Below are 26,746 nucleotides of genomic sequence, written 5' to 3' on the forward strand. Positions count from 1 at the left end.
TATGTCTGCCCGCAATCGCTGCGGGCAGACAGCCTGCAATTAGTGTTGTGACATCAATGATCAGATACGGGCATTAAGCTTGAGGTCATACCCCGTCTTAATTACCGCACCCATGGAGCCATCATTGTTTTGCTCTTTGTACTCAACTTCGATACGTGCGAAATTCAGCTTGATAACGTCGGTTGGCAGCACGGTATCGATTTCAGTACCGATGGTGGAATTCAGCGGCATATTACCCACGGTCTTGAATGAAGAAACCAGGCAGTTGCTGAAGGTCACGGCAATGAAGTCTTGCTGACCCTGGCCTGATTTACGGCAAACAAGTTTTGCCTGAGGAATATGCTCGCCGGTGGCGCACATCAGGAACAGTTTCGGCGAAGCCTTATTGCTCACCATGCGAAACTCAAAGTCTTTCATCTCGACTTTGCCTGAACCGCCGCCGCTCCCGAACCCCCAACGGCCGGCGTTTTCTTCCGCCCATTGCCAGGCTTGCAGCTGAATCCAGCCAGGGTAGGTTTGGTCGGGTGATTCACCATCAACACCCTCAATTTTCAAAAAATAGTCTACTAAAGCTTTCGTGCTCATTTTTTGTCTCCTTGACTGATAGGTCTACTTCGTTAATTGAAAAGTCTATTCAGATAAGTCGTTATATTGCCTACGCGATCATTGAAATAGCGACAATGAGAACCCATTAGCCATTAATAAATAGCAATAGCGTAAAAAACAGCGCCACTAAATTTCAATGAAATATCAATTCCCACCAACGCCATTTAATAATTAACGTCGGCAATATCCAAACCAATGACCAGCCGTAACTTATCTGCTCCCATCTTTTTTGGCTGACGGAAGTTTTGATACAAGTCGCAAGGACACGGTCATGCCTTCCAACTGGTAATGCGGGCGCAAATAGAAATGCGCGCGGTAATAACCCGGATCGTCTTCTACATCCTCAACGCGCACCTCGGCGGCGGCTAATGGACGACGCGCCTTGGTCGCCTCGGTCGATACGGAAGGATCGCCATCGACATAGTTCATCAGCCAGTCATTCAGCCACAGCTGCATATCGTCCCTGGACCGAAAAGAACCGATTTTGTCGCGCACGATGCATTTCAAATAGTGCGCGAATCGGCACGTGGCGAAAATATAAGGCAAGCGCGAAGACAGCTTGGCGTTGGCCGTCGCGTCGGGATCCTCGTATTTCGCCGGCGCGTGCATGGTGCAAGAACCGATAAAAGCGGCGAAATCGGAATGCTTGCGATAGACCAGGGGCAAGAACCCGGCGTCGGAAAGCTCTTGCTCGCGCCGATCGGAAATGGCCACTTCCGTCGGGCACGTCAGTTCATATCCGCCCTCATCGGAAGGAAACGCGTAGGCGGGCAGTTCTTCCACCGAGCCGCCGGATTCGATGCCGCGAATCTTCGAACACCAGCCGTACTCATGGAACGCGCGGTTGATGTTGACACCCATCGCATACGCCGAGTTGGCCCAGGAAAAATCATCATCCACATCCGGCCTGACAGACTCCTCGAAAGCGAACTCTTCGATCGGGTTGGTTTTCGCCCCATAAGGCAAACGCGACAGGAAACGCGGCATCGTCAACACCAGGTAACGCGAGTCGTTGCTTTCGCGCAGGCGGCGCCAGGACGCATATTCCGGCGTGGTGAAAATCTTGCCGATATCCCGCGGGTTGCCCAGTTCGTTCCACTTGCTCATCTGCAGCAGCGACGGCGACGCGGCGGAAATGAACGGACAGTGCGACGCCGCGGAAATTTTCGCCAACTCGGTCAGCAGCGTGACGCTCATCGGGCTGTGATCGAATTCAAAATCGCCGATGATGCAACCGAACGGCTCGCCGCCGAACTGACCATATTCCTGTTCGTAAATCTGTTTGAACACCGGGCTTTGATCCCAGGCGGAGCCCCGATAGCGGCGCAAATTGCGCGTCAGCTCATCCTGACTGATGTTCAACACCCGGATCTTGAGCGTTTCGCTGACGTTGGTGTTATCGACCAGATAACTCAAACCTTGCCAGGCGGACTCCAGCTTCTGGAACTCCTTGTGGTGCAAGATATTGTTCATCTGTTGCGAAAGCTGTTCGTCGATCTGGGCAATCAACGATTCAATGGTCAATACGACATCCTGGCTGACCTTGACCTTGCCTTTATTGGCATATTCGGACAGCGTGCCGATAGCCCGACGAACCGCTTCCGAAGCCTCGTTCGTTCTGGGCCGGAATGAACGCTTGAGCAAACCGTCAAGCTCATTTTCCGTTTCCTGCGTTTCAACTTCAGCGACTGCCGTAGCCTGCTGCTTAGCCGAATAGCGTCGTTGCCTCGCTCTCATTCCTCATCTCCTTTATTGCCGGAATCCTGCACATCCTGTTCCGCATCCGCGACCGTTTTACGCGCATCCGTCACCAAACGATGCAGAAAATCGGGTTTCTCCAGCAGATTCTTCACCACTTCTTCCGCGCTGGATTTACCATCCATATAGGTGATCAGCTCCGTGAGATGCTCCCGGGCTTCAAGCAGGCGTTGCATCTGCGGAACCCGTTTGGCGATGGCGCCAGGCGTGAAGTCATCCATCGATTCAAACTCCAATTCCACGTCCAGCAACGCATCGTCTTCGCTCAGGGTGTTCTCTACGTAAAATTGCAGACGAGGCTTGATGGCGCGCATGCGATCGTTGAAGTTGTCCTGATCAAAGGTCAGGAATTTCCGCTCTTCGATCGGCAGCAAAGGCTTTTTCCGATGCCCAGAGAGATCGGACATGACCCCCGTAACAAAGGGCAACTCCACTTTCTTTTGTGAACCGTAAAGCTCTACGTCATATTCAATTTGCACGCGCGGCGCGTTATTTTTACCGATAAATTTCTGAGAGCTTGAGTCCTTAGCCATTGGAAAACTCCTTTGTGATAAAAATTACTTCCCGGACAATTGATTTAACGAGGCCAGAGATTCCGGCAAAAGCTCCTCAACAATCGTCGCGAAGTCCATACCGATCATTTTTTGTGAACGTCGAATAAGAATGGGGGCCGGATGGCTGGGCTCATAGTTTTGGAAATAGTCCAAAACCTGATCCAACAGCAAGATGACATCCTGCCGGGAACGGATATATTTGCCGGGCATGGCGACAGGCGCGTCAGCATCCGGCGAGTCAATCTCCGCGTCATCCCGTTCAGCCGGCAATTCCTGCTGTTCCAGTGAAGCCAGCTGGCGGTTGAACTGTTTCAAATAGTCGCGCACCTGCCGGCAGTCCAAACGATAATCTTCGGCCTGCAGATTGGCGTAATTCTCGACGCGCTCCAGCGCATCGATTTCCAGCGCCAATTGCTCTTTCAGCGAAGGCAGATTTCTGCCGGCAAAATAACTGTCGGCTTGCCCCAGCACCTTTACCACCTCCGAAAAATGCAGGCTTTTGCCTTCCTGCTCGTCAAGCCGCATATTCAGCAGCTCGTCGGTGGTTAACGGCGTGTCGGGAAAAATCTTGCTGTTCTTGATTTCGTGCAGACAGGACGATGTGGCGAGCCACCCTAATGCAGCCGCATGAAAGCTGTCCGATGAGGGTTCCATATCCGCCTGAGGGAAAATGGTGGCGCCCTCCTCGGCATATTTGGCGTCAATATCCTTAATGCCCTGGTAGAAGGCCGAAAAACCGTCGATATGAAGATTGGCGCGCATAAACCACAGCACGACATGTAAATCGAAGCACTGTTCCAGCAACGCGGCAGACTGCTCGCGAATGGCGTGCCAATTGATATCACGCGCATTGTCTATGGCATTAAGCGGATCGGTTTGGCTGTCATATTCCGAAAGCGTGAATTCAATTTCACTGTATCGTGGATCAAATTCGACGCCATTCACTTCCGTTGAGATGACTTCATTCATGGCCTGATATCCTTTTCAATCAGCACTAGAAACATAAAGCCTAATAAAGCGGGCTTTTACGTTCGCCAGTCTTTCCCAGAGTCCTTTTAGCGTAAGTTAGTCGTCACCAAGCTCGCAAATTGTTTAGATGTATTAATATTAACAACAATAATAGATTAAAACTATCAATAGAATCGCAGTGATCGGTTTAAACTATTTTACATTTACATATTTATTTTTTCCTTTTAAAATCAATAAATTGCAAACAATAATTATGCAAGCTAAGAATAGGAAAAAAATCAAAAACTGCCCTAAAAACAACGTTTCATCCTTGGTAGGATAATTCCAGTAATACCACTGGATACAAATAATTTAATTAGCAAATGATAACCACAGTAAATAGTGAAATTTTTTCATAAAACCATGACAGCCAGTCGTTTCTTGCAAGCGGGTAGCACGCAATGATCAATAGAAAACGATGGCAGTGTGACTTTCATTTCCAGCACTCAGTACTTACACATGCGAAACCTGGTGTGAAAATAAACAATTTGGCGAGAGTTTTGATTATTAATTTTAAAGCTAAAGCACAGATTAACATTCCGCCGTGGTGCACCGAATACCTATTGGTACACAAACAGCCTGGTGGATAAAGTATCGTTCTTTTATAGTTAACTCAGGGTAATGATCAGAATAATTTAAGATTCAATTCCCCTTCATGTGTGTTCTCATACGTCTTACCGCGGCAAAAGCACCACTGCGGTAAAGGGTCTCGCAGACTAAAGTGGCATTAGAGATATCATTTACTATAACCGCGAAATAACCACGTAAGCGCTGCAATGACAGTAACCGTGTTAAGACCAGCGATCTGTTCCATATACAAGAAATGTTTCCCTAACTGATAAGACCACTAATTTGATACTAGCAAAGGCAAACCCAATATCAAGAAAAAATATTATTTTTTTAATAAAAAAATAACAAATCAATATACATAAAACAAACAATTCAATAACTTAAAACAGCGCTGAATCGATTACTTTTACGCCAGGAAAAATAGTTCATGGAAATTTACACCCACTCATAACCCCCTCAGTCAATCTCACTCATTCTCTTCGGCATTGAATTGTCATCAAAAAATAAGAAAATCTATAAAAATAAAACCCGCCACTGGGCGTGCGTCCCACAGGATCAACTTTCGCAAGGCAAAATAAGCAAGATAATTCCCAATAAAAAGGCCGTAAAAAAGCCTTAATGATTTAGCGGTTCAAAATAAAAATACAGGTAACTCTATTGGGTTATTAAAGCGAAAACGCGCACCTTTTCATTGCTGCAAAAAAACCTTATGAATCTTTACGTTGCCTGTCCTTTGACAATCATTGATGAAAACGCAAATCAGGTAGCCAACACATACAGAAAAGAGATGGGCTACGCGGCGGGCCAACCCTGCCGATGACTTTTCTCATCCCCGGTTCGGCCCGTGCGCACAGGTTATTCCGCCTAAAAATCAGGCCGCATCGCCGGCCTCGTCCGGCGATTTAACGCCAAGCCCGCCGTTTTCCTGATCCAGAACAGCTTTCGCATTCATCCGACTGATATATTGATTGAAAATCATTCCTATTCAGGAGAAAAAGCCATGGTTAAGTCACTCAATGCGGCATTCACTCGCTTTTTTGACCACCCGGACGCAGGCAAATTGGCGCTCAGGCTAACCTTCGGCGGGCTGATGCTGTTTCACGGCGTCGCGAAAGTTCAGCATGGCGTCGGCTGGATCGCCGATGCGTTACAACAACAAGGGCTGCCCGCCTTCATCGCCTATGGCGTATATATTGGGGAGATCCTGGCGCCGATGCTGATCGTTTTGGGGCTGTTCACCCGCCCCGCCGCAGGGGTTTACGCCCTCACGCTGGTGGTGGCGTTTTTGATGGTGGGCACCGGCAAGGTCTTCACCGTCACCGACGTCGGCGCCTGGGGCATTGAAAACGAACTGGTGTTCTTTATGGGTGGGGTCGCCATACTGCTGCTGGGCAGCGGGAAGTATGCCATCGCGCGCAATGAAGCTTATCGATAAACCGCGCTATCAATAAGGAGGTTTCTGGTCTGAGCCTCCTCTTTTCTGTAACGGCCATTAACGATCGGCCAGCCGGTAAACCGGTACCTTGCGCGTCGTGCCGGTCAGGGTGTCGAAAATCTCCGTTTCCGCCGTCACGATCGTCATGCCGGTTTTTCTTAGCCTGCGCACTTCGGCGGCGATGCGCTGTATGCCGAACCAGAACAGTCCGTCCAGCGCCGTGACGCGCAGCCCCTGCTCCAGCGCCAGCTTAAGCCGCTCACGCGGCGCCTTGAGCACCTTGGCGATTTCCCGGTAAGGCAGCGCGTCCACGCCCGACGCCGAGGTTCGGTGAATTCGGGTCGACAGACCGTATTGGAAGGCCTCGGGCACGTCGCTTAAATCGCTCTTCAGGCTGTAAACGCAGCCAAAGCGCTTGCCGTTGAACACCACATTTTTTTGACTGATCGACAGCTCATCGCGCAGGCCGGCAATCAGCTGCGGCGCCCGCACCAGCAATAAGCGAAACGGCAATTCGAAACTGGTCACATAGTCCACGTTGAGCAACGCAATGCGCAGGCGCTCTTCCGCGCCCGCCTGCGCCTGGCGACACTCGTTCAACACCTCGCTCCACTGGCGCGCAAGCCGCGGGGCTTCATCCAGCGGCGCGAAATGGTATTTCTCGATGTGGTAGTCGATTCTTTCGTTCATGTCCGTTGGCCCCCGCGTCAGTCATCATGCCCTCAGCAAATTACCTTACCCGCGGCCCACAATACAACACCGCATCGCGCCGCAAGACGCGGAAAAAATCGGGCGCATACGCCCCCTGCGCGCTCGCTCAAGGTGAGTCGTGCAACAGCAGCGATATCTCTTCGGCGGCCGAGCGCAACAAAGGCAGGTGGTGCTGATGCAAACGCTCTGCGGAAACCTGGCCGGCATGCACGCCGACGTTCAACGCCGCGGCGATGCGGCCGTCCGGCGTGGTGAGCGGCACCGCCAGTGAACGCAGGCCAATCTCCAGTTCCTGATCGTTGATGGCATATCCCTGCTGACGCACGCGCGCCAGCTCTTCCCGCAATGCGCTGACGCTCACCAGGGTATGGCTGGTGTAACGCAGTTGAGTCAATCGCGCCAAATAGTCGTTCAACGTCTCACTGGCGAGCCCGCTGAGCAGCACCCGCCCCATCGACGTCGTGCTGGCGGGTAAGCGACTGCCGACGTGCAAATCGATGGTCATGATCCGCGAAGTCGATGCGCGGGCGATATAAAGAATGTCATCGCCGTCCAATATGGCCATGGAACAGGACTCATTGAGCGTCTGGCTGAGTTGCCTCAACACCGGCTGCGCGGCGTTGGCCAACGGCGAAGCCCCCAGCCAGTTGTGACCCAGCGACAAGACGCGCGGGCGCAGCTCATAATTCTTGCCGTCTTCCGCGTACACAAAGCCCAGCTTACTCAGGGTGTAAAGGCAGCGGCGCACCGCCGCGCGCGGAATGCCGGTACGCTGGCTAATCTGCGACACCGACATCAGCCGCCGCTGCGGCGTAAAAGCCTGCAGGACCTCCAATCCTCGCGCCAAAGAGGCCATAAAGTCGGGATCCCCCTTCCAGGGATCGGTGCTGCTGCGCGTAATTTCCTGTTCTTTTTCCATTCTCGTTACCCCGCTGTCTGCCTGAAATATCGGTGTGCCGACGATCACAACCTGCGAATGCCCCTCAAAGAATAGCCGATAATCGCACACTTTTTCGATAATCGGTATTGTTTGCCTGAAAGGGACGATCTACTTTTCCCATTGACGATAAACACTCCCCCGGCGGGCGCCGAATGAAAGGAACAACAGATGATCGATAAAAGTGTGGCCACCCTGGAAGACGCCGTGTCCATCATTCCGGACGGCGCGAGCATCATGATTGGCGGCTTTGGCCCCGCGGGACAGCCGCTGGAACTGATCGATGCGCTGATTGAACACGGTGCCCGCGAGCTGACGGTAATCAGCAATAACGCCGGCAACGGCGACAGCGGCCTCGCGGCGCTGCTCAAGACCGGCTGTGTGCGAAAGATGATTTGTTCCTTCCCGCGCCAGGCCGATTCGTGGGTCTTTGACGACCTTTATCGCCGCGGCGCGATCGAACTGGAACTGGTGCCTCAGGGCAACCTTGCCGCCCGCATGCAGGCCGCCGGCAGCGGGTTGGGCGGCATTTTCACCCCAACCGCCTTTGGCACGCCGCTGGCGCAAGGCAAAGAAACGCGTGAAATCGACGGACGGCATTACGTATTTGAAACGCCCTTAAAGGCGGATTTTGCCTTGATAAAGGCCCATCGGGGTGACCGCTGGGGCAATCTGGTTTACCGCAAAGCAGCGCGTAATTTTGGCCCGGTGATGGCGATGGCCGCCGCCACGACGATAGCGCAGGTCGCTGAATTGGTGCCGCTTGGCGCACTGGATCCGGAAAACGTGATAACGCCGGGCATCTTCGTCCAGCGCCTGGTGGCGGTGGCGCACCCCGCGACCTTTTCCCTCTCTGCCTGAGGAGTCATAACATGCAAAAATTAACCCGTGACCAATTAGCCCAACGGGTAGCGCGCGATATTCCGGAAGGCGCCTACGTCAACCTCGGGATTGGGCTGCCGACCCGCATCGCTAACTACCTGCCCGCCGACAAAGAGGTGATTCTGCACAGCGAAAACGGCCTGCTCGGCATGGGGCCGTCACCCGCGCCGGGCGAAGAAGATCCGGAACTCATCAACGCCGGTAAAGAACTGGTGACCTTGCTGCCCGGCGGCAGTTATTTCCATCACGCCGACTCTTTTACCATGATGCGCGGCGGCCACCTCGATATCTGCGTGATGGGGGCATATCAGGTCTCGGCTGCCGGCGATCTGGCCAACTGGAGCACCGGCGCCGAAGACGCGATCCCGGCGGTGGGCGGCGCCATGGATCTGGCCATCGGCGCGCGCAAAGTCTATGTGATGATGGACTATCTGACCAAGACCGGCGAATGCAAGCTGGTGGAACAGTGCAGCTACCCGCTGACCGGATTGGCCTGCGTCAGCCGCATTTATTCGGATATGGCAATCATTGATATCACCCCGGACGGCCCACAGGTGCGGGAGCTGTGTCCGGGGCTCACCTTTGACGCGCTGCAAGCGTTAACCCCGATACGTTTACTGCAATCTGACTTGATCCCCGCTTGAGGAAATCGCCATGCAACAGGCTTTTATCTGCGATGCCGTTCGTACGCCATTCGGCCGTTACGGCGGCGCATTATCCGCGCTGCGCGCCGACGATTTGGCCGCTCTGCCCCTGAAGGCGCTGCTTGCCCGACTGCCGCAGTTGGATCCCCACGCCATTGATGACGTTATTCTGGGGTGCGCCAACCAGGCCGGTGAAGACAACCGCAACGTGGCGCGAATGGCGCTGCTGTTGGCCGGATTGCCCCACACCGTGCCGGGCACCACCCTCAATCGCCTGTGCGGTTCGGGATTGGACGCGGTAGGCATGGCGGCGCGCGCCATTAAATGCGGCGAAGCGGAGGTCATCATCGCGGGCGGCGTGGAAAGCATGTCGCGCGCGCCCTTTGTCACCGGCAAAGCGGACAGCGCCTTCAGCCGATCGCTGAAAATGGAAGATACGACGATGGGATGGCGCTTTATCAACCCGCAAATGCGCGCGCGGTTCGGTGTCGAAACCATGCCTGAAACCGCCGAAAATGTGGCTCGCGATTTCGCCGTCAGCCGCGCCGATCAAGACGCCTTTGCATTGCGCAGCCAACAGCGCACCGCCCGCGCTCAGGAGCTGGGCCTGTTTGATGAGGAACTGATCGCCGTCAGCATTCCGCAACGCAAAGGCGAGCCGCTCAGCCTGGTTCGCGACGAACATCCCCGCAGCACTTCTTTGGCCGCGCTGTCCGCCCTGAAAGGCGTCGTGCGCCCCGAGGGGAGCGTCACCGCCGGCAACGCCTCGGGCATCAACGACGGGGCCAGCGCCCTGCTCATTGCCAGCGAACGCGCGGCGGTGCAGTATGGACTCGCCCCGCTGGCGCGTGTGGTCGGCATGTCCGCCTGCGGCGTAGAGCCGCGCATCATGGGTTACGGGCCGGTTCCCGCGGTCCGCAAAGTGCTGGCGCAAACCGGTTTGAGCCTGGCGCAAATGGACGTCATCGAGTTGAATGAAGCCTTTGCCGCCCAGGCGCTGGCCGTGACGCGCGCCCTGGGACTGCCGGATGACGCGGAACGGGTCAACCCTAACGGCGGCGCTATCGCGCTGGGGCATCCCCTGGGGGCATCCGGCGGCAGGTTGGCCATGACCGCCGCTTATCAACTGCGGCGCACCGGCGGGCGTTTTGCCCTGTGCACCATGTGCGTCGGTGTCGGGCAAGGCGTCGCCTTGATTCTGGAACGGATATAACGAATGTCTCTCTATAGCGCAATGTTTATGGCTTCGCCATTAACGCCCTGCTTCAGCGACACGGCGCTGCTGCAGGGCATGCTTGATTTCGAAGCCGGCCTGGCGCAGGCCCTGGCGTCTGCAGGGATTATCGATGACGCGTCCGCGCGGATCATACGCAGCCACTGCCAGGCGGAAAAGCTCGACGCCGCCGCGCTGACGCAGTCCGCCGGATTGGCGGGCAATTTAGCCATTCCCCTCGTCAAACAATTGACGGCGTTGGTGGCGCAAACCTCACCGGAAGCGGCGCGTTTCGTTCACTGGGGGGCGACCAGTCAGGATGCGATTGACAGCGGGCTGGTGCTGCAACTGCGCAGCGCGCTCGATAAAACCGACGCGCTGCTCAATCAGCTGATTGCGGCGCTGACGGCGCAATGCCGGCGCCATAGCGCAACGTTAATGGTGGGCCGCACCTGGCTGCAACACGCTTTGCCAACGACGCTGGGGCTGAAGCTGGCCGGCACGCTGGACGCCTTGCTGCGCTATCGGGCTCGTCTGGCTGAAATGCGGCCACGCGTGCTCGCGTTGCAATTCGGCGGCGCGGCCGGCACGCTCGCCTCGCTCGGCGAACAGGGCGAACGCGTTGAGCGGGCGCTGGCGCAAGCGCTGGCCCTGCCGCGCAGCGCCACGCCGTGGCATACCCAACGCGATCGGTTGTTGGAGCTGGCGAGTTGGTATGCCGGCCTGACGGGCTCGCTCGGCAAGCTGGCGCGCGACATGTCTTTGTTGATGCAGACCGAAGTCGCTGAAATCAGCGAACCGTCGGCCCCCGGACGCGGCGGCTCCTCCACGATGCCGCATAAGCGCAATCCGGTACTTTGCGCCGCCATCCTCAGCGCGGCCAACCGTCTGCCTGCGTTGATGTCCGGATTGTATGCCGGCCTGGTGCAGGAGCACGAACGCGCGCTGGGCGGCTGGCAGGCCGAGTGGCAAAGCCTGCCGCAGCTCCTGGTGCTGAGCGGGGCGGCATTGGCGCAAAGCCTGGATCTCATTAACGGTCTGGAGGTGCATGAAGCGGCGATGAGGCGCAATCTGGCGCTGACGCAAGGGCTGATCATGGCTGAATCGGTTACCCTGGCCTTGGCCCCCACCCTCGGCCGTCAACAGGCGCACCATCATATAGAACGGTGCTGCCGGCAAGCCCTGGCCACCCAGCAACCCCTGTTAACCCTTCTGTGTGCCGATGCGGAAGTCTCTTCCCGACTCAGCCGGGAAACCCTGGAAACCTTGCTCGATCCGGCCAATGCCACCGGCAGCACGCAGCGTTTCATTCAACAAGTCCTGGCGATGGCCGAGAGGGAGCAATCATGTTGAATTATGTCCTTGAGGGGCCTGAAAACGCCCCGGTTATTCTGTTTGGCAACTCGCTGGGCACCTCATTATCAATGTGGCAGCCGCAGCGCGACGCGTTCATCGCCCACTATCGCATTCTGCGCTACGACGTTGCCGGCCACGGCGACTCTGCGCCCGATGAACAGCCCGGCTCGCTGGCGCGACTGGGCGAACAGGTGCTGTCCCTGCTGGACACTCTGGCGATTGATCGGGTGCATTTCTGCGGCATCTCCATGGGGGGGCTGACGGGGTTATGGCTGGCGCGCTTTCATGCCGATCGCTTGCTGACGCTGACGATCGCCAATAGCGCCGCGAAAATCGGGGTGACGGAGCATTGGCGAGAACGCGCCGCGCGGGTGCGCCAGTGCGGCATGTCCGCCGTCAGCGATGGCGCGGCAGCGCGCTGGTTCACCCCGGCATTTTGCCAATCCGCCCCCGTCAAGGTGCAAACCGTCGTGCAACAGCTCACCGCCTGCGATCCCGAGGGCTATGCCGCTTGCTGCGACGCGCTGGCGACCGCCGATTTACGCGCCGAGCTGGCAGGCATCCGCGTTCCGACGCTGGTTATCGCCGGACATGAGGATGCGGTAACGACCGTCGACGATGCAAAAGCCTTGGCGGCAGGCATTCCCGACGCGCAATGCGTCATCCTGCCCGCCGCCCATCTGTCCAGCATCGAAGCCTGGCGGGCATTTAACCGCGCGTTCCGGGCCTTTTTGGATGAGCAGCTCACGCAGCGGCAACGTTATCAGCAAGGCCTGACGGTGCGCAGAGCGGTGTTGGGCGATGAGCATGTCGATAATACCCTCGCGGCGCTGTCGCCGCTCAACGAGGAGTTTCAGCATTTCATCACTCGCTACGCCTGGGGGGAAATATGGACGCGTCCGGGCTTGTCGCGCCATACCCGCAGCCTGATCACCATCGCGATGCTGATCGCCTTGAATCGCGAAGCTGAGCTGAAAATGCATATCCGGGCCGCCTTCAATAACGGCGTCACGCGTGAAGAGATCAAAGAAGTTCTGATGCATGCGGCGCTTTACTGCGGCTTACCCGCCTCGAACGCCGCTTTTTATCTGGCGCAGTCCGTCTTTGCCGAACACGACGCCGGGCGGCGACCGGACGACTAGAAGACGCGGTTATACCGGCACATCCAGCACCCTTTGGCGCAGCGCAGCAATCAGGCGCTGCTGCTCAGGGGACGAGAGCGCCTCTTGCCGGGTAATGATGCCCAGCGGCTCGGCCATGCCCTGGGTAGGCAACGGCAGCGCACGCAGGTGATTGCTGAACAAGTCGTCACGCACCGCGCCGTAAGGCACCAGCCACACATAGCCATACTGTAGCGTCAGGCAGCGCGCCAGCGTGACCGACAACGTCTCGACGCACCCTTCCGGCACCGCCAGCCCGTGGCTGACAATGAGCGCCTCCGCATTCTGACGCGGCACCGTACCCCGCGGGGAGAGCACCAATGGCCAGCTCAACGCTTCCGCCAGCGAGACATCCGAATGCAACAGCGGATGATGAGGAGCAACCACCAGCCGCAGCGTTTCATGGTACAGCAGCTCGAAGTTGAGCCCCTCCATGCGGGAGGGGTCTGACATGCGCCCGATGCCTAACGTTAATTGCCCCGATCTCACCGCCATCATCAGCGCATCGTTGGCCAGCGTCGTAACCTGCATGCGCCAGCCGGGGGATTGCTGCTGCAACCCCACCACGACCGGCGCGACCAGACTCACCAGCGTGGTGGGCAGCGCGCCGATATGCAGCGGCGCCGGCAGCGCCTCGCTGTCCGAGGCAAGCGTGCGCCCCAACACATTCAGCGCATCCAAAACGCGGCTGGCATCCTGCAGGAAACGCGTTCCGGCGGCGGTCAGTTCCGCCCCCTGCCGATTGCGCGAAAAAAGGCGCTCGCCGGCCAGGCTTTCCAGTTCGTTGAGCGTTTTAGAGAGCGCGGGCTGCGTGATGCCCAATTGCTGTGCGGCGCGCACCAACGTCCCCTGTTGCGCGGTAGCGACAAAGGCGTGCAGATGACGAAGGCGGATGCGTTGGCTAAAGCGAGAAGTCATGTTCATGATTTATAGTATTAACTTGCCGCCGGCGCGGCAAGCTCATTGTCAGGGCGAACGGAGGATCAAATATCAAAAAAAACGGTTTCGTTCTCGCCCTGTAACCAGATGTCGAAATGGTACACCGTCTGATCCCCGCGCTGCCGCCTTTGCGCCAATAACGTGCTGCGCCGTTTTTCCCACTCGATGAGATTCAACACCGGATCTTCGGCATTGGCCGCCTGTTCGTCGGCAAAGTAGAGACGCGTGTTCAACCCGATGTTGATGCCGCGGGCCACTATCCACAGATTGAGATGGGGCGCCATCAACCGTCCGTCGCGCCCCGTCACGCGCCCCGGTTTAATCGTCTCGAATTGCCACAGGCCGCTGGTGAAATCCGAACAGGTTCGCCCCCAGCCGCGAAACGCCGGATCGTCGGGCTTATCCAACTGGCCGTCGGCGGGGTGCTGATATCGCCCGGCGGCATTGGCCTGCCAGACTTCGACCAGCGCGTCTCGAACCGGCGTGCCGGAGCCGTCATAGACATGCCCTTCCACCACGATGCGCTCCCCGCGCGTCTCCGGTTGCGTCAACACATGGGTAAAATTACGCTCGAAAATATCAAAGCCGGCGGCATGCGGCGCCAAACCGATGTGCACATAAGGCCCGGCGGTTTGCGAGGCCGTTTCAGACAAATACTTTTTCATCACGCGGCTCCCTGTGTACGGTTCTCAAACCACGTGGCTCGATGGCCCCGCAGCACCAGATCGAAGCGGTAAGCCAGGCTGTCCAGCGGCACGGCGGCGTGCATATCCAGCTCGGCAATCAGCGTGCGCATCGCATCGTCACTGCCTACCGACTGCAAGATGGGGCAGCGAACGAGCAACGGATCGCCTTCGAAATACATCTGCGTGATCAAGCGCTGCGCGAACGCCTCGCCGGAGAGCGAGAAGTGAATATGCGCCGGACGCCAGTCGCTGACCTGATTGCGCCAGGGATACGGGCCCGGCTTGATCGTACGAAAACAGTAATACCCGTTGTCGTCGGTCAGCATCCTGCCGCAGCCGCCAAAGTTGGGATCAATAGGCGCCAGATACTGATCTTTCTTGTGGCGATAGCGCCCTCCCGCATTGGCCTGCCATACCTCGACCAGGGCGTTGCGCACCGGCGCCCCGAAGGCATCCCGCACAAATCCATGCACGATGATCCGCTCGCCGATCGGTAAGCCGTCTTTGGCGTAATTCAGAATCAGATCGTGATCCAGCGGGCCGATATCCGTTGGCGTGAAGACGGGGGCGGTCAGTTCAGACAGCGAGTTTTGCAATGAAATTAATGCATTGCGCGGCGACCGCAGCACGCTGGTTTTATACAGCGGCGCCAGCGCCGGCGGGTGATGACTGTAATCGCGATGCACCAGTTCTCGCGCCATCCAATCACTTTTCATCCCGGTATCCTTATTATTTGAGGGTACATGTCGACAGAGTGTAGGAAGCGCAATATGTAAAAGTAAAGTGAGAAAACCGATCGCTTTATATAACAAAAAGTAATGGAATGTTCTGAATTGACGAAACATTTCATTTGGTCCATAACATGATTCAATTCCCGTCGGTGGTCCGCCTCGCTGCTGAATGGTCGCTTTCAGGTCATCCATGACCGCTTAACTGGAGGCAATGATGAAACGTTCTATCGCGACGGTCTCGGTATCGGGTTCGCTGCCGGAAAAACTGCGGGCTATCGCCGCCGCAGGCTTTGATGGCGTCGAAATTTTCGATAACGATCTGGTCTACTACCCCGGCTCACCGGCGGAAATCCGTGAGTTGTGCGCCGAACTGGGCCTGGAAATTTTACTGTTCCAACCGTTTCGGGACTTCGAAGGAGGCCCGCGCGAAACGCTGGCGCAGAACCTTTCCCGCGCGGCGCGCAAGTTCGAAGTCATGCAGCAACTGGGCTGTTCTCGCATGCTGCTCTGCAGCAATGTCTCGCCCGACAGCAGCGAAGACATGGCCACGCAAGTGAGCGATTTGCGCGCGTTGGCGGAGTTGGCCGCCGAGTATGATATTACTGTCGGTTATGAAGCGCTGGCCTGGGGACGTCACGTGAATATGTGGCGCGACGCCTGGGCGCGCGTGAAGGCCGTAGATCATCCGGCGTTGGGGATCATTCTCGATAGTTTTCATATCCTGTCGCGCGGCGATAACCTCGATGGCCTCGAGGACGTGCCGCCCGAAAAAATCGTGTTTGTCCAACTGGCGGACGCCCCGCTGTTGAAGATGGATGTGCTCGCCTGGAGTCGCCATTTCCGCTGCTTCCCCGGCCAGGGGGAGCTGAATCTGACCCAGTTCATGACCCAACTTTCCGCGCATGGCTATCGCGGCGCCTGGTCGCTGGAGATATTTAACGATGGTTTCCGCGCCTCGCCGGTGCTCCCCACGGCCCAGGACGGTTTCCGATCGTTGTTGTGGCTGGAGGAGCAAACCTATGACTGGTTGGCCAAACAGCCTCTGCTGCCCAACGCCATGGCCTCGCTCATGGAACGTTCCTTATTCCATTCGCAGCCGCATCCGCCCTTGCTGGCGCTGGAGTTTATCGAATTTGCCGTCTCGCACAACGACGGGCTGGCGATGGGCCAATGGCTGACGCAGCTGGGATTGGTTCACGCCGGCGAGCACCGCTCCAAAAGCGTCGCCCTCTATCGCAACGGCAAAGTGAATGTCATTCTGAATGCCCAGCCGGAAAGCCAAGCCAGCGGCTATTATCACCTGCACGGCATTTCCCTGTGCGCCGTGGCGTGGCGGGTGCGCGGCGTAGCGCGTTTACTGCAACGGGCGCAAGACTACGGGTACGCCATCTGGCAAGGCGAAACCGGCCCCAACGAGCGGCAAATCCCCGCGCTGTGCGCACCGGACGGCAGCCTGATTTATCTGGTGGAAGCGGACGAAGATCCCAAGAACGATATTTATCACGCCGATTTTCATCTGACGCATCGCAGCGCGCCGCCGCCCGCGCTGCAGAGCATCGATCACCTGGCGATTGCGCTGGCGGATGAATCGAGCGGCAACTGGATCATGTTCCTGCGCAGCGTGCCGGGTTTTGTGCAGGACAACGAGTGGGAATTGCCCGATCCGCTGGGTTTGGTTCGCAGCCGCGTCCTGCGCAGCCCCAACGACGCCATCCGGCTGCCGCTGAATATGTCGGTGAGCCGGGAAACGCAAATCGCCCAGGCGTTAACCGCCTATCAGGGCGCAGGCTTGCAGCACGTCGCCTTTGGCTGCGAGGATCTGTTCAGCATGGTGAAAGCGGCGCAGGCGCGCGGATTAAAAACGCTGCGTATTCCCGATAACTACTATCACGATCTCAGAGCGCGTTTCGATCTCGACCCCGCTTTCCTCTCACAGCTGCAAGCGGGCAATGTGCTCTACGATCGAGACGATCAGGGCGGAGAATTGCTGCATGTCTACACCGTTCCCTATGAAAAAGGCCGCTTCTTCTTCGAACTTCTGGAGCGCCGAGGCGGCTACCGCGGCTTTGGGGCCGCCAACGCCCCGGTTCGGCTCACCGCCATGCGTTAATCGCGCGGGCCATCAAGGCCCGCCTGTTCTTCCATCTTACTGAAAAGGTTAATGATCGCGCTCACACTCTCAGTGGCCTCCGGCGCCGCCATTCTCACGGCAATCCCTTTTCATAACATAAAGTTAACACTGCCTCGTCACTCACCGCCGGCTCAATTGTCCGATAAACGCACATTTTTTCGATTATCGCCGTTTAACGTCCGCCCAGGGGCTGCTTATAGTGATGGCACTCAACTACTGCACCGGGAGCACCTCCATGTCGGGAAACAACGCAATCAATGTTCGGGCGCTGATCGACGACCGCCCGTTAGGCAAATGGCAAAAGATGATCGTGCTGCTCGGCTTTTGCATCATTGCTCTGGATGGATTCGATATCGTTATCATGGGATTTATTGCGCCAGAGCTTAAGGCGGATTGGCAAATCACTAACCGCGAACTGGGGCTGGTGATCAGCGCGGCGCTGATTGGCCTGTCGCTGGGCGCGATGCTATCCGGGCCATTGTCAGACAGATTCGGCCGCAAAGTCGTCATCATCAACAGCGTGTTCTTTTTTGGCGTTTGGACGCTGGTGACGGCGTTTTCTCAAAATATGGAGCAGATGATGTTATTTCGCCTGCTCACCGGATTGGGGCTCGGCGCCGCCATGCCGAATGTCGGCACCCTGGTGGCGGAGTTCGCGCCCGCCCGACGCCGCGCTTTCTTGATTACCGTGGTTTTCTGCGGCTTCACCTTTGGCGCCGCCTTGGGCGGATTCGCCGCGTCCTGGCTGATGCCGCGCTTCGGCTGGCATGCCGTGCTGCTGCTCGGCGGGATCTTGCCCCTGCTGTTCGCGCCCGTGCTGATGGCGGCGTTACCCGAATCGGTGTGTTTCCTGGTGGCGAAACGGGCAGATCAGGGCGGCATTCAGCGCATTCTGGCGAAACTGGCGCCCGATCGCGATTTTCGACATTCTACCGTCGTTCTGCCCCCGCCGGGCCAGGTCTGCACCCATCCGGTTAAACTGGTGGTGAGCGCACGGTATCGCTTCGGCAGTTTAATGCTGTGGGGCGCGTATTTTAGCGCGCTGTTTCTGTACTACACCTTAGGCAGTTGGCTGCCGCTGCTGATTAAAGACAGCGGTTTCAACATCGCGCAAGCGGCGGTCATCACCGCGCTGTTTCAGGCGGGCGGGACATTAGGGTCGCTATTTTCCGGGTGGTTGATGGACAGATCCGAACCGCATCGCGCGTTGGCGTCGATTTATGGGTTGGGGGCGCTGTTCACTCTGCTGATGGGGATGGCGATGGGTTACCCCCTCCTGATGGGCGGCTGCGCGATGGCCATCGGGTTCTGCATCGGGGGCGCCAACACCGGCATGAACGCGTTGTCGGCCAGCTTTTACCCCACCGAAGCGCGGGCCACCGGCTCCAGCTGGATGCACGGCATCGGCCGTTTGGGCGCTATCTTAAGCGCGCTGGCCGGGGCTGAAATGCTGGCGCTCGGTTGGAGCTTCAGCACCATTTTCGCCGTCCTGGCGCTTCCCGCCCTGCTGACGGTGGCGATGATCGTCGCTAAACGGCGTCATCAGGCGCGTCAAGCGACAGAGCATCAATATGCCGCCTATCTGGATGCGCGTTCGAATGATGTTTGATTGCGTCGGGAAATAATCGAGAACAAAGGGGAAGGCGTGTCGGCCTGCAGGGCCGGGGCGCTTTAACTGTGATGGGGATCGTTGAAAGATTTTTTCGTAAGTGATTGAATAATGGCGGAGAGAGGGGGATTTGAACCCCCGGTAGAGTTGCCCCTACTCCAGTTTTCGAGACTGGTCCGTTCAGCCGCTCCGGCATCTCTCCTGACAACGCTTGCTATCATGCCCGCTTTTACGGCATTTTTACAGCATTAGCATACCGCTGAACGTTCAAGTGACGACTTTACGAGCAACCTGATGATTAAATGGCCGTGGAAAGCGACTCAACCTTCTCAACCCGAGGCGGATACCCAGGCACAGTGGCGGGACGCGCTGGCGATCCCGCTGCTCTCGCCGCTGAATGAGCAAGAGCGGCAGCGGCTGGTGGCCGTCGCCGGGCAGATTTTGCAGCAAAAGCGCATCGTGCCGCTGCAGGGGCTGCAGCTCACCTCGCAGATGCAGGCGCGCATCGCCCTGCTGTTCGCCTTGCCGGTGCTGGAGCTGGGCGCGGAGTGCCTCGACGGCTTCAACGAAATTCTGCTCTACCCCACCCCATTCGTGGTGGAAGACGAATGGCAGGACGAGATCGGCCTGGTGCACTCGGGGCCGGTGGTGCAGTCCGGCCAAAGCTGGGAACAGGGACCGATCGTGCTCAACTGGCAAGACGTGCAGGACTCTTTCGACCTTTCCGGTTTCAATCTGGTGATCCACGAAGCGGTACACAAGCTGGATATGCGCAACGGCGGCGTCGCCACCGGCGTGCCGCCGATCCCGCTGCGCGAGGTGGCCGCCTGGGAACATGATCTGCACGCCGCGATGGAAAGCCTGCAGGACGAGATCGACATGGTCGGCGAAGAGGCCGCCAGCATGGATGCCTACGCCGCCACCGATGCGGCCGAGTGCTTCGCCGTGCTGTCGGAGTACTTCTTCAGCGCCCCCGAGCTGCTGGCCGAACGCTTCCCGGCGCTGTATCAGCACTTTTGCCGCTTCTACCGCCAGGATCCGCTGGCGCGCCTGCTGCGCGCCCAGGCAGAAAACGACGCGCAATGGGCTGATTGACAGGCTTATTGCTCAGATACCGAGCAGTCGCACCGCCTGGGGCAATTTAGCGTTGACACACCTGGGGCAGCTGGATATGATGCGCCCCGTTCACACGATTCCTCTGTAGTTCAGTCGGTAGAACGGCGGACTGTTAATCCGTATGTCACTGGTTCGAGTCCAGTCAGAGGAGCCATATTTAGAAAAGCCCGCTTAAGGCAACTTAAGCGGGCTTTTTGCTGTTGGGCGTTTACAGCCCGCGCTTTTCCATCAGCAGCGCCAGATCGACCAACCGATTGGAGAAGCCCCACTCGTTGTCATACCAGGCAAGCACCTTCACCAGATTGCCGCCGATCACCAGCGTGGACAAGCCGTCGATGATCGACGAACGCGCATCGCCCCGGTAGTCGCTCGACACCAGCGGCTCATCGCTGTAGCCCAGGATCCCTTTCAGCGGGCCGGACGCCGCCGCCGCGCGGAACGCCGCGTTGATCTCCTCCGCCGTCGCCGGGCGTTTCAGCGTCACCGTCAGATCGACAATGGAAACCACCGGCACCGGCACCCGCAGTGAATAACCGGTCAGGCGGCCGTCCAGTTCGGGGATCACCTTGCCGAGCGCCTTGGCCGCACCGCTGGAGTAAGGCACGATAGACTCCGCCGCCGCCCGCGCGCCACGCAGATCTTTTTCCGGCTGATCGTGCAGCGCCTGGCTGTTGGTATAGGCGTGAGTGGTGTTCATCAGCCCGTATTCGATGCCGAACGCCTGATGCAGCACCTGTGCGGCGGGCGCCAGCCCGTTGGTGGTGCAGCTGCCGTTGCTGACCACCTTATGCAGCGCCGGATCGTAGAGGTGATCGTTAACCCCCATCACCAGCGTGATGTCATCGTTCTTGGCCGGCGCCGAGATAATCACCCGCTTGGCGCCGCCATGCGTGATGTGCACTTCCGCCTTGGCCTTGTCGGTAAAGAAGCCCGTCGCTTCGATCACCACGTCCACACCCACGCTGCTCCAGGGGATCTCGGCGGGATCGCGCTGCGAAAACACCTGAATCGGCCGGCCGTCCAGCAGCAGCTGGTTGTCGCCGGCTTCGACCCTGGCCGCCAGCGTGCCGGAAAGCGTGTCGTATTTCAGCAGGTGCGCCAGCGTCTTGCTGTCGGTCAGATCGTTGATCGCCACCACTTCAAAATCGCTGCGCCCCAGCGCCGCGCGCAGCACGTTGCGTCCGATCCTGCCGAATCCATTAATGCCTACTCTCACCATGATGCACTCCTCGTTTTGGGCTTTGCCTCAACTCTAGCCCTGCCCCAAAGCGGCGTAAATGACGTTTACCGATCAATTTACGCCAAATTGCGCGCATGAAAGCGTTCGCGGTATTCACTCGGGGTCAGCTGCAGTTTTCGCTCAAACACCCGCCGCAGGTTAAGGCCGTTGCCAAAGCCGGTGGCCAGGGCGATCTGTTCGATGCCTTGCGCACTCTGCTCCAGGCGCTGTCTGGCGGTATGCAACCGCCCTTCTTCGACGAATTTGGCGGGAGAAATGCCCGTCTCGCGGGTGAACACGCGGGTAAAGTTGCGCGGGCTCATCGCCACGCGTTCGGCCAACCGTTCAACGCTGAGATCGTCGGCGAGATTCTCCAGGATCCAGGACTGCAGGTCGCGGATCGGGCCCGGCGATTTGGCCTGGTTGAGCGGGTAGCGGCTGAACTGCGCCTGCCCGCCGGGGCGGCGCAGAAACATCACCAGATCCTGCGCCACTTCACGCGCCTGCACGAAGCCGTAGTCGTCCTCCACCAGCGCCAGCGTCAGGTCGAAGCCGGAGCTGACGCCGCCGGAGGTCCAAATCGGCCCGTCCTGCACGTAGATCGGGCCGTTTTCGACCTGCACCTGCGGGAAACGCGCCTGCAGCGTTTCCGCCAGTCGCCAGTGGGTGGTCGCCCGCCGTCCGTCCAGCAACCCGGCTTCGGCCAGCAACAGTGCGCCGCCGCAAACGGAGGCGATACGGCGCGTCTGCGGCGCCGCGCGGCGCAGCCAATCCGCCACCAGGGCGCCCTCTTCTTCGCTCGCCCCTTTGCCGGCGACGATCACGGTATCGCGCGGCAGGAACGGATCGAGATCCGCCAGGCGATGGTCGGCAAGCAGGCTCAGGCCTGACAGGCCGTGCACCACTCGGTGAGATTGCGTAGTGGCGACCGCGATCTGATACAGCGGCGTCTCGGCGGCACTCAGGCGATTAGCCTGCATCAGGATATCGGCGATGCCCGCCGCTTCGAACAGCATGCCCCCTTCAGGGACGATAATCAGGAATGTGTGCATGGCGATAATAGAGAGAACGGTCAAAACAGGTCAGGAAGCCACTGTATAAGAAAAGCGCCGCCGGTTCACCCTGCGGGCATAAAAAAGCCCGCCGATAACCCCGACGGGCCTGGAAGGAATAGTCATTTAAATCTGTGGCAGAGTCACCCCGCCGGCGCGCGCCAATTGCGCCAGCAGCGCCGTTTGAAACGCCTCGTCGTGTACCGCCGCGTGAGGCTCGAACCGCTGCTGATGATGCCAATAGCCGCCGGACGCCAGGGCCTGAGGTTCATCGCTGCTCACCAGCCATGCCTGCGTCACATGCCCCAGCGCCAGATCGTCGGGCGCGTCCGCGCCGCCCATTTTGGTCGGCACCCAGCCGGGATCGACCGCGCTGCTGATGACGTCGGGCCACAGGCGCGCCACGGCGGCGGCCAGCGTGGTGACGAACAGCTTGCTGTCCGAATAAGAACCGGCGGCGCCGCCAAGCCAATCTACGCCGTTCAGCTCCGCCACGCCGTCAAAGTGCATACTGCTGCTCAGGTAGACGATACGCTTGGGACGTTCGATCAGGGCCGTCAGCAGGTAGGGCGCTATGACGTTCACCGGCATCACCTGCGGCCCGGTAAACATACCGGCATTGTGGATCACCGCGTCCGGACGGCCGAGGCGATTGACCTGCTCGGCAAGCTGCCGAGTCTGCTGCACATCGGACAAATCGCCGATCGCCGCCTGTGCACCGCGATCCAGCAGATCGCGCACCGCGTCCAGACGGCCGGGTGCGCGCGCATGCAGAATCACCTGATGCCCTTCGTCCAACAGCGTTTGCGCGGCGGCGCGGCCCAGCCCGTCCACCGAACCGGTAATGAAAATGCGTGACATGCCATCCTCCGTTTAGCGCCAGCCGAGCGCCGGCGCGACATGGGTTAAAATCGATTCGATGACGTGCGCGTTGTATTCCACGCCCAGCTGATTAGGCACGGTCAGCAGCAACGTATCCGCTTCGGCGATGGCCTCGTCCTGCGCCAGCTGTTCGATCAGCGCGTCAGGTTCTGCGGCGTAACTGCGGCCAAAGATCGCCCGGGTTTGCGCATCGATATATCCCAGTTGGTCGCCTTCCTTACCACTGCCGCCGAAGTAGTTGCGATCCCGCTGATCCACCAGCGCGAAGATGCTGCGGCTGACGGAAACCCGCGGCTCGCGCGCATGGCCCGCCTCTTGCCAGGCCGCGCGATAGGCGCGGATCTGCTTGGCCTGCTGGATATGGAAGGGTTCGCCGGTTTCGTCGTTCTTGAGCGTCGAGCTTTGCAGGTTCATGCCCAGCTTCGCCGCCCAGACGGCGGTGGCGTTCGAACCGGCGCCCCACCAGATGCGGTCGCGCAGCCCGGCGGAAAACGGCTCCGGCCGCAGCAGCCCGGGCGGATTCGGGAACATCGGCTGCGGATTGGGTTCGGCGAACCCTTCGCCGCGCAGCGCTTCCAGGAACACTTCGGTATGGCGGCGGGCCATGTCCGCGTCGGTTTCGCCGTCGGCCGGGGCATAGCCGAAATAGCGCCAGCCGTCGATGACCTGCTCCGGCGAGCCACGGCTGATGCCAAGCTGCAGCCGCCCTCCGGCGATCAGATCCGCCGCGCCGGCGTCTTCCACCATGTACAGCGGATTTTCATAGCGCATGTCGATCACGCCGGTGCCGATCTCGATGCGTTGGGTTTTGGCGCCGATGGCGGCCAGCAGCGGGAACGGCGATCCCAACTGACGCGCGAAATGGTGCACGCGAAAATAGGCGCCGTCCGCGCCCAGATCTTCGGCGGCGACCGCCAGATCGATGGACTGCAGCAGCGCATCCGCCGCTGAACGGGTGCCGGACTGGGCGGAAGGCGTCCAGTGGCCAAACGAGAGAAAACCAATCTTTTTCATCGGGCATCATCCTCAAAGGCAAAACATGGGCCTACAGTGACAAAAATCGCGCGCTTTGCGCCAGCAAAATCGCCCCCGATCGCACTAAACGAACCGATTGCCGCCGCGCCGCCCGGCGATTGTAATCAAAAAACAAATGTCGTATAACAAGCAGCTCCGAGGGGTGTCCTGTTACGGGCTGAGATGGCGTAAGCCGAACCCTTTGAACCTGATCTGGGTCATGCCAGCGAAGGGACGGTTAGGCAACCGCGCGATCACCCGTTGCCTGTTCATACCTCAGCGTGCCCGGATCTCCACTGACTCAAGGAGGTCCCATGTCCATCACCACCCTGTTCGAAAGCGGTCTTTACGGCCGGCTGCGCCAACAGGCCGGCAGCCACTGGCAAAATTACGTCGAACACCCGTTTCTGCAGCAGTTGGCCGCCGGCACCTTGCCTGAACGCGCTTTTCGCCGTTACCTGACCCAAGACTACCTGTTCCTGTTGCACTTCGCCCGCGCCTACGCGCTGCTGGTCAGCAAGCTGCGCACCCTGCCGGAAATGCGCGCCGCCACCGCCTCGCTCAACGGCATCGTCGCCGAGCTGCCGCTGCACGTGGCCTACTGCGCCGAATGGGGGCTGAGCGAAGCGCAGATCGCCGCCCAGCCGGAGGCGGCGGAAACCATGAACTACACCCGCTACGTGCTGGACATCGGCCATGCCGGCGACGCCCTCGATCTGTTGGCCGGCCTGCTGCCCTGCGTGGCCGGCTATGCCGAAATCGGCCTGCGGCTGCTGCACGATCCCGCCACCCAAATGGAGGGCAATCCTTACGCCTCCTGGATCCGCAACTACGGCGACGAGGGCTATCTGGCCGGCGTGCGCGCCGCCATCGAACTGCTGGAAACCGTCGGCCACCAGCGCGGCGCACAAAGCCGCTTTACCGAGCTGGCGCAGATTTTCACCACCGCCACCCAGCTGGAAGCGGCATTTTGGCAAATGGGGCTGAACGCCTCATGACCTCCCCGCGCCTCCCGCCCGGCATCCAGGTGCGGGATCTCACTCTGCGCTTCGGTCAACAGACGATCTTTGAGCGGCTGAGCTTCGATATCGCCGGCGGCAGCTTCGTCTCCCTGCTCGGCGCCAGCGGCGCCGGCAAAACCAGCCTGCTGAAGATCATCGCCGGGCTGGCGCAGGCCAGCTCGGGTACGGTGAGCGACAGCGACGGCCTGCCGATCGCCGGGCGCATCGCCTACATGGGACAAAAAGACCTACTCTATCCGTGGCTGAGCGTCGAAGATAATGTCGCCCTCGGCTCGCGGCTGCGCGGCGAAGCGCCGGATCGGGCGTGGACGGCGCACCTGCTCGAGCGCGTAGGCCTGGCCGCGCATAGCCGCAGCCTGCCCGCCGCGCTGTCCGGCGGCATGCGCCAGCGCGCCGCCATCGCCCGCACGCTCTACGAACGCCAGCCAATCGTGCTGATGGACGAACCCTTTTCCGCGCTGGACGCCATTACCCGCGCCGAGATCCAGAGCCTGGCCGCCGAGCTGCTGGCGCAAAATACCGTGCTGCTTATCACTCACGATCCGATGGAGGCTTGCCGCCTGAGCCACCGGCTGCTGGTGCTGTCGCCCTGGCCGCTGGGCCTCGACGATACCCACCGCATCAGCGGGCAACCGCCGCGCGCGCCGGATGACGCCGACCTGCTGAAAAGCCAGGCCGAGCTGCTGCTGCAAATGGTGAGGGCAGCGCAATGAATATCGCCAAAGAGCGCGGCTTCACCCGCCTGCGGCGTGGGTTGACGGTCTTCATCGGCCTGCTGCTGCTGTGGTGGCTGGCGGCGCAAAGCGGCATTCCGGCCTTTCTGCTGCCCACGCCGGGCGCGGTGGCGCAGGCGCTGTGGGACGGACGCGGCTATCTCGCCTGGCACACGCTGGTCACGGCTTCGGAGATCGTCAGCGGGCTGGCGCTCGGCGTGTTGCTCGGCGCGGCGCTGGCGCTGTGCATGATCTTCTCGCCGCGCCTGCAGCGCTGGCTGATGCCGCTGGTGCTCACCAGCCAGGCGATACCGGTGTTCGCCCTGGCCCCATTGCTGGTGCTGTGGTTCGGCTTCGGCATGAGCGCCAAAGTGGCGATGGCGGTGCTGGTGATCTTCTTCCCGGTGGTGTCGGCCTTTTTCGACGGGCTGCGCCGGGTCAACAACGACTATCTCGATCTGGCGCGCACGATGCGCGCTTCGCGTTGGGCGCAGCTGCGGCACGTGCGGCTGATGGCGGCGCTGCCGGCCTTCGGCTCCGGCCTGCGCATGGCCGCCGCCGTCGCGCCGATCGGCGCCATTATCGGCGAATGGGTCGGCTCGGCCGAAGGGCTGGGCTACGTGATGCTGAACGCCAACGCGCGCATGCAGACCGACGTCTGCTTCGCCGCGCTGTTTATTTTGGTGCTGATGACCGTGCTGCTGTGGGCCGCGGTGGATGCGCTGCTGCGGCGCCTGATCGCCTGGGCGCCGGAAAACGACTGATGATTGCAACCATAACCAGGGATAAAGGAACGAC

General features: G+C 59.2%; 25 protein-coding genes, 2 tRNA genes and 1 riboswitch. Of the genes, 13 read left to right on the plus strand and 14 right to left on the minus strand.

Annotated elements, in window-relative coordinates:
* Window positions 1-60: 60 nt before the first annotated feature.
* The 4 genes from ACSBQS_RS11760 to ACSBQS_RS11775 all read right to left on the minus strand — a co-directional run bounded on the left by ACSBQS_RS11760 (window position 61) and on the right by ACSBQS_RS11775 (window position 3,887).
* Window positions 61-585, minus strand: a complete 525-nt coding sequence (locus ACSBQS_RS11760) for an Hcp family type VI secretion system effector (RefSeq protein WP_004935369.1) — start codon at window positions 583-585, stop codon at window positions 61-63.
* Window positions 586-816: 231 nt separating this feature from the next.
* Entirely contained in the window at window positions 817-2,343 is a 1,527-nt protein-coding gene (gene tssC, locus ACSBQS_RS11765) for a type VI secretion system contractile sheath large subunit (protein ID WP_033643662.1), read from the minus strand.
* Complete coding sequence (gene tssB, locus ACSBQS_RS11770; protein WP_033643663.1) at window positions 2,340-2,897, minus strand: type VI secretion system contractile sheath small subunit; 558 nt, start codon at window positions 2,895-2,897, stop codon at window positions 2,340-2,342. Before tssB ends, tssC begins: the two co-directional genes overlap by 4 nt.
* Window positions 2,898-2,921: 24 nt before the next feature.
* Window positions 2,922-3,887, minus strand: coding sequence for an ImpA family type VI secretion system protein (locus tag ACSBQS_RS11775; protein ID WP_434990590.1), 966 nt, complete (start codon window positions 3,885-3,887; stop codon window positions 2,922-2,924).
* Window positions 3,888-5,496: 1,609 nt separating this feature from the next.
* Between ACSBQS_RS11775 and ACSBQS_RS11780 the strand changes: the two genes are divergently transcribed.
* Window positions 5,497-5,931 (plus strand): DoxX family protein, encoded by a 435-nt coding sequence (locus ACSBQS_RS11780; protein WP_342184600.1) that lies wholly within the window; start codon window positions 5,497-5,499, stop codon window positions 5,929-5,931.
* A 57-nt stretch (window positions 5,932-5,988) separates the two neighbouring features.
* Here the strand turns inward: ACSBQS_RS11780 and ACSBQS_RS11785 are convergent, their stop codons facing one another.
* A complete protein-coding gene (locus ACSBQS_RS11785) occupies window positions 5,989-6,621 on the minus strand; it encodes a helix-turn-helix domain-containing protein (RefSeq protein ID WP_434990594.1) in 633 nt (210 codons plus the stop codon).
* 127 nt (window positions 6,622-6,748) lie between these two features.
* The gene (locus tag ACSBQS_RS11790; protein WP_033643667.1) at window positions 6,749-7,561 is read right to left on the minus strand and encodes an IclR family transcriptional regulator domain-containing protein; all 813 of its coding nucleotides are present in this window, start codon (window positions 7,559-7,561) and stop codon (window positions 6,749-6,751) included.
* Window positions 7,562-7,750: 189 nt separating this feature from the next.
* Between ACSBQS_RS11790 and ACSBQS_RS11795 the strand changes: the two genes are divergently transcribed.
* The 5 genes from ACSBQS_RS11795 to pcaDC are packed head-to-tail and all read left to right on the plus strand — an operon-like array spanning window position 7,751 to window position 12,816.
* Window positions 7,751-8,440, plus strand: coding sequence for a 3-oxoacid CoA-transferase subunit A (locus ACSBQS_RS11795; protein ID WP_033651809.1), 690 nt, complete (start codon window positions 7,751-7,753; stop codon window positions 8,438-8,440).
* Window positions 8,441-8,451: 11 nt separating this feature from the next.
* On the plus strand, window positions 8,452-9,105 hold the full coding sequence (locus tag ACSBQS_RS11800) for a 3-oxoacid CoA-transferase subunit B (RefSeq protein ID WP_016927164.1): 654 nt from the start codon (window positions 8,452-8,454) through the stop codon (window positions 9,103-9,105).
* Window positions 9,106-9,115: 10 nt separating this feature from the next.
* The gene (pcaF, locus tag ACSBQS_RS11805; RefSeq protein WP_099782187.1) at window positions 9,116-10,318 is read left to right on the plus strand and encodes a 3-oxoadipyl-CoA thiolase; all 1,203 of its coding nucleotides are present in this window, start codon (window positions 9,116-9,118) and stop codon (window positions 10,316-10,318) included.
* 3 nt (window positions 10,319-10,321) lie between these two features.
* Window positions 10,322-11,671 (plus strand): 3-carboxy-cis,cis-muconate cycloisomerase, encoded by a 1,350-nt coding sequence (locus ACSBQS_RS11810; protein ID WP_033643671.1) that lies wholly within the window; start codon window positions 10,322-10,324, stop codon window positions 11,669-11,671.
* Window positions 11,662-12,816, plus strand: a complete 1,155-nt coding sequence (gene pcaDC / locus ACSBQS_RS11815; protein ID WP_434990890.1) for a bifunctional 3-oxoadipate enol-lactonase/4-carboxymuconolactone decarboxylase PcaDC — start codon at window positions 11,662-11,664, stop codon at window positions 12,814-12,816. The genes ACSBQS_RS11810 and pcaDC overlap by 10 nt, the downstream gene beginning before the upstream one ends.
* A 9-nt stretch (window positions 12,817-12,825) precedes the next feature.
* Here pcaDC and ACSBQS_RS11820 read toward each other — a convergent pair whose 3' ends face one another.
* The 3 genes from ACSBQS_RS11820 to pcaH are packed head-to-tail and all read right to left on the minus strand — an operon-like array spanning window position 12,826 to window position 15,175.
* Complete coding sequence (locus ACSBQS_RS11820) at window positions 12,826-13,758, minus strand: LysR substrate-binding domain-containing protein (RefSeq protein ID WP_028128141.1); 933 nt, start codon at window positions 13,756-13,758, stop codon at window positions 12,826-12,828.
* A 59-nt stretch (window positions 13,759-13,817) separates the two neighbouring features.
* Window positions 13,818-14,438, minus strand: a complete 621-nt coding sequence (pcaG, locus tag ACSBQS_RS11825; RefSeq protein ID WP_016927159.1) for a protocatechuate 3,4-dioxygenase subunit alpha — start codon at window positions 14,436-14,438, stop codon at window positions 13,818-13,820.
* A complete protein-coding gene (pcaH, locus tag ACSBQS_RS11830; protein ID WP_016927158.1) occupies window positions 14,438-15,175 on the minus strand; it encodes a protocatechuate 3,4-dioxygenase subunit beta in 738 nt (245 codons plus the stop codon). Before pcaH ends, pcaG begins: the two co-directional genes overlap by 1 nt.
* 229 nt (window positions 15,176-15,404) lie before the next feature.
* Here pcaH and ACSBQS_RS11835 point away from each other — a divergent pair, with 229 nt between their 5' ends.
* Window positions 15,405-17,300: a bifunctional sugar phosphate isomerase/epimerase/4-hydroxyphenylpyruvate dioxygenase family protein gene (locus ACSBQS_RS11835; protein WP_033651815.1), complete on the plus strand. Its 1,896-nt coding sequence runs from the start codon at window positions 15,405-15,407 to the stop codon at window positions 17,298-17,300.
* A 256-nt stretch (window positions 17,301-17,556) separates the two neighbouring features.
* Complete coding sequence (locus ACSBQS_RS11840; RefSeq protein ID WP_046687396.1) at window positions 17,557-18,930, plus strand: MFS transporter; 1,374 nt, start codon at window positions 17,557-17,559, stop codon at window positions 18,928-18,930.
* A 112-nt stretch (window positions 18,931-19,042) separates the two neighbouring features.
* Here ACSBQS_RS11840 and ACSBQS_RS11845 read toward each other — a convergent pair.
* Window positions 19,043-19,132: transfer RNA gene (locus tag ACSBQS_RS11845), tRNA-Ser, on the minus strand.
* A gap of 92 nt (window positions 19,133-19,224) precedes the next feature.
* Between ACSBQS_RS11845 and mtfA the strand changes: the two genes are divergently transcribed.
* Window positions 19,225-20,025: a DgsA anti-repressor MtfA gene (gene mtfA / locus ACSBQS_RS11850; protein ID WP_033651816.1), complete on the plus strand. Its 801-nt coding sequence runs from the start codon at window positions 19,225-19,227 to the stop codon at window positions 20,023-20,025.
* 99 nt (window positions 20,026-20,124) lie between these two features.
* A tRNA-Asn gene (locus ACSBQS_RS11855) sits at window positions 20,125-20,200 on the plus strand.
* Window positions 20,201-20,254: 54 nt separating this feature from the next.
* On the opposite strand, the gene gap is transcribed toward ACSBQS_RS11855, so the two are convergent.
* The 4 genes from gap to ACSBQS_RS11875 all read right to left on the minus strand — a co-directional run bounded on the left by gap (window position 20,255) and on the right by ACSBQS_RS11875 (window position 24,213).
* Window positions 20,255-21,265: a type I glyceraldehyde-3-phosphate dehydrogenase gene (gap, locus tag ACSBQS_RS11860; RefSeq protein WP_033643676.1), complete on the minus strand. Its 1,011-nt coding sequence runs from the start codon at window positions 21,263-21,265 to the stop codon at window positions 20,255-20,257.
* Between the two features lie 77 nt (window positions 21,266-21,342).
* Window positions 21,343-22,317, minus strand: coding sequence for a GlxA family transcriptional regulator (locus ACSBQS_RS11865; protein WP_033651909.1), 975 nt, complete (start codon window positions 22,315-22,317; stop codon window positions 21,343-21,345).
* A 126-nt stretch (window positions 22,318-22,443) separates the two neighbouring features.
* Window positions 22,444-23,178 carry an SDR family NAD(P)-dependent oxidoreductase gene (locus ACSBQS_RS11870; protein WP_033651818.1) on the minus strand — a complete coding sequence of 245 codons (735 nt, stop codon included), beginning with the start codon at window positions 23,176-23,178 and terminating at the stop codon, window positions 22,444-22,446.
* A gap of 12 nt (window positions 23,179-23,190) precedes the next feature.
* The gene (locus tag ACSBQS_RS11875; protein ID WP_047025387.1) at window positions 23,191-24,213 is read right to left on the minus strand and encodes an LLM class flavin-dependent oxidoreductase; all 1,023 of its coding nucleotides are present in this window, start codon (window positions 24,211-24,213) and stop codon (window positions 23,191-23,193) included.
* Window positions 24,214-24,362: 149 nt separating this feature from the next.
* Window positions 24,363-24,465, plus strand: a riboswitch (TPP riboswitch).
* A 62-nt stretch (window positions 24,466-24,527) separates the two neighbouring features.
* Here ACSBQS_RS11875 and ACSBQS_RS11880 point away from each other — a divergent pair.
* Genes ACSBQS_RS11880 through ACSBQS_RS11890 form a run of 3 tightly spaced genes read left to right on the plus strand, consistent with a single transcriptional unit; the run spans window position 24,528 to window position 26,712 of the window.
* Window positions 24,528-25,211, plus strand: a complete 684-nt coding sequence (locus tag ACSBQS_RS11880; protein ID WP_033643679.1) for a TenA family protein — start codon at window positions 24,528-24,530, stop codon at window positions 25,209-25,211.
* On the plus strand, window positions 25,208-25,948 hold the full coding sequence (locus tag ACSBQS_RS11885) for an ABC transporter ATP-binding protein (RefSeq protein ID WP_072627362.1): 741 nt from the start codon (window positions 25,208-25,210) through the stop codon (window positions 25,946-25,948). The genes ACSBQS_RS11880 and ACSBQS_RS11885 overlap by 4 nt, the downstream gene beginning before the upstream one ends.
* The gene (locus ACSBQS_RS11890; RefSeq protein WP_042784966.1) at window positions 25,945-26,712 is read left to right on the plus strand and encodes an ABC transporter permease; all 768 of its coding nucleotides are present in this window, start codon (window positions 25,945-25,947) and stop codon (window positions 26,710-26,712) included. The genes ACSBQS_RS11885 and ACSBQS_RS11890 overlap by 4 nt, the downstream gene beginning before the upstream one ends.
* Window positions 26,713-26,746: the final 34 nt, after the last annotated feature.

The organism is Serratia sp. H402Y, assembly GCF_051172415.1.
GTDB lineage: Bacteria > Pseudomonadota > Gammaproteobacteria > Enterobacterales > Enterobacteriaceae > Serratia > Serratia ureilytica.

Excerpts from the sequence above, each read along its gene's own strand:
- ACSBQS_RS11760 (WP_004935369.1), bottom strand. The coding sequence starts at position 585 with ATGAGCACGAAAGCTTTAGTAGACTATTTTTTGAAAATTGAGGGTGTT.
- tssC (WP_033643662.1), bottom strand. The coding sequence starts at position 2,343 with ATGAGAGCGAGGCAACGACGCTATTCGGCTAAGCAGCAGGCTACGGCA.
- tssB (WP_033643663.1), bottom strand. The coding sequence starts at position 2,897 with ATGGCTAAGGACTCAAGCTCTCAGAAATTTATCGGTAAAAATAACGCG.
- ACSBQS_RS11775 (WP_434990590.1), bottom strand. The coding sequence starts at position 3,887 with ATGAATGAAGTCATCTCAACGGAAGTGAATGGCGTCGAATTTGATCCA.
- ACSBQS_RS11780 (WP_342184600.1), top strand. The coding sequence starts at position 5,497 with ATGGTTAAGTCACTCAATGCGGCATTCACTCGCTTTTTTGACCACCCG.
- ACSBQS_RS11785 (WP_434990594.1), bottom strand. The coding sequence starts at position 6,621 with ATGAACGAAAGAATCGACTACCACATCGAGAAATACCATTTCGCGCCG.
- ACSBQS_RS11790 (WP_033643667.1), bottom strand. The coding sequence starts at position 7,561 with ATGGAAAAAGAACAGGAAATTACGCGCAGCAGCACCGATCCCTGGAAG.
- ACSBQS_RS11795 (WP_033651809.1), top strand. The coding sequence starts at position 7,751 with ATGATCGATAAAAGTGTGGCCACCCTGGAAGACGCCGTGTCCATCATT.
- ACSBQS_RS11800 (WP_016927164.1), top strand. The coding sequence starts at position 8,452 with ATGCAAAAATTAACCCGTGACCAATTAGCCCAACGGGTAGCGCGCGAT.
- pcaF (WP_099782187.1), top strand. The coding sequence starts at position 9,116 with ATGCAACAGGCTTTTATCTGCGATGCCGTTCGTACGCCATTCGGCCGT.
- ACSBQS_RS11810 (WP_033643671.1), top strand. The coding sequence starts at position 10,322 with ATGTCTCTCTATAGCGCAATGTTTATGGCTTCGCCATTAACGCCCTGC.
- ACSBQS_RS11820 (WP_028128141.1), bottom strand. The coding sequence starts at position 13,758 with ATGAACATGACTTCTCGCTTTAGCCAACGCATCCGCCTTCGTCATCTG.
- pcaG (WP_016927159.1), bottom strand. The coding sequence starts at position 14,438 with ATGAAAAAGTATTTGTCTGAAACGGCCTCGCAAACCGCCGGGCCTTAT.
- pcaH (WP_016927158.1), bottom strand. The coding sequence starts at position 15,175 with ATGAAAAGTGATTGGATGGCGCGAGAACTGGTGCATCGCGATTACAGT.
- ACSBQS_RS11835 (WP_033651815.1), top strand. The coding sequence starts at position 15,405 with ATGAAACGTTCTATCGCGACGGTCTCGGTATCGGGTTCGCTGCCGGAA.
- ACSBQS_RS11840 (WP_046687396.1), top strand. The coding sequence starts at position 17,557 with ATGTCGGGAAACAACGCAATCAATGTTCGGGCGCTGATCGACGACCGC.
- mtfA (WP_033651816.1), top strand. The coding sequence starts at position 19,225 with ATGATTAAATGGCCGTGGAAAGCGACTCAACCTTCTCAACCCGAGGCG.
- gap (WP_033643676.1), bottom strand. The coding sequence starts at position 21,265 with ATGGTGAGAGTAGGCATTAATGGATTCGGCAGGATCGGACGCAACGTG.
- ACSBQS_RS11865 (WP_033651909.1), bottom strand. The coding sequence starts at position 22,317 with ATGCACACATTCCTGATTATCGTCCCTGAAGGGGGCATGCTGTTCGAA.
- ACSBQS_RS11870 (WP_033651818.1), bottom strand. The coding sequence starts at position 23,178 with ATGTCACGCATTTTCATTACCGGTTCGGTGGACGGGCTGGGCCGCGCC.
- ACSBQS_RS11875 (WP_047025387.1), bottom strand. The coding sequence starts at position 24,213 with ATGAAAAAGATTGGTTTTCTCTCGTTTGGCCACTGGACGCCTTCCGCC.
- ACSBQS_RS11880 (WP_033643679.1), top strand. The coding sequence starts at position 24,528 with ATGTCCATCACCACCCTGTTCGAAAGCGGTCTTTACGGCCGGCTGCGC.
- ACSBQS_RS11885 (WP_072627362.1), top strand. The coding sequence starts at position 25,208 with ATGACCTCCCCGCGCCTCCCGCCCGGCATCCAGGTGCGGGATCTCACT.
- ACSBQS_RS11890 (WP_042784966.1), top strand. The coding sequence starts at position 25,945 with ATGAATATCGCCAAAGAGCGCGGCTTCACCCGCCTGCGGCGTGGGTTG.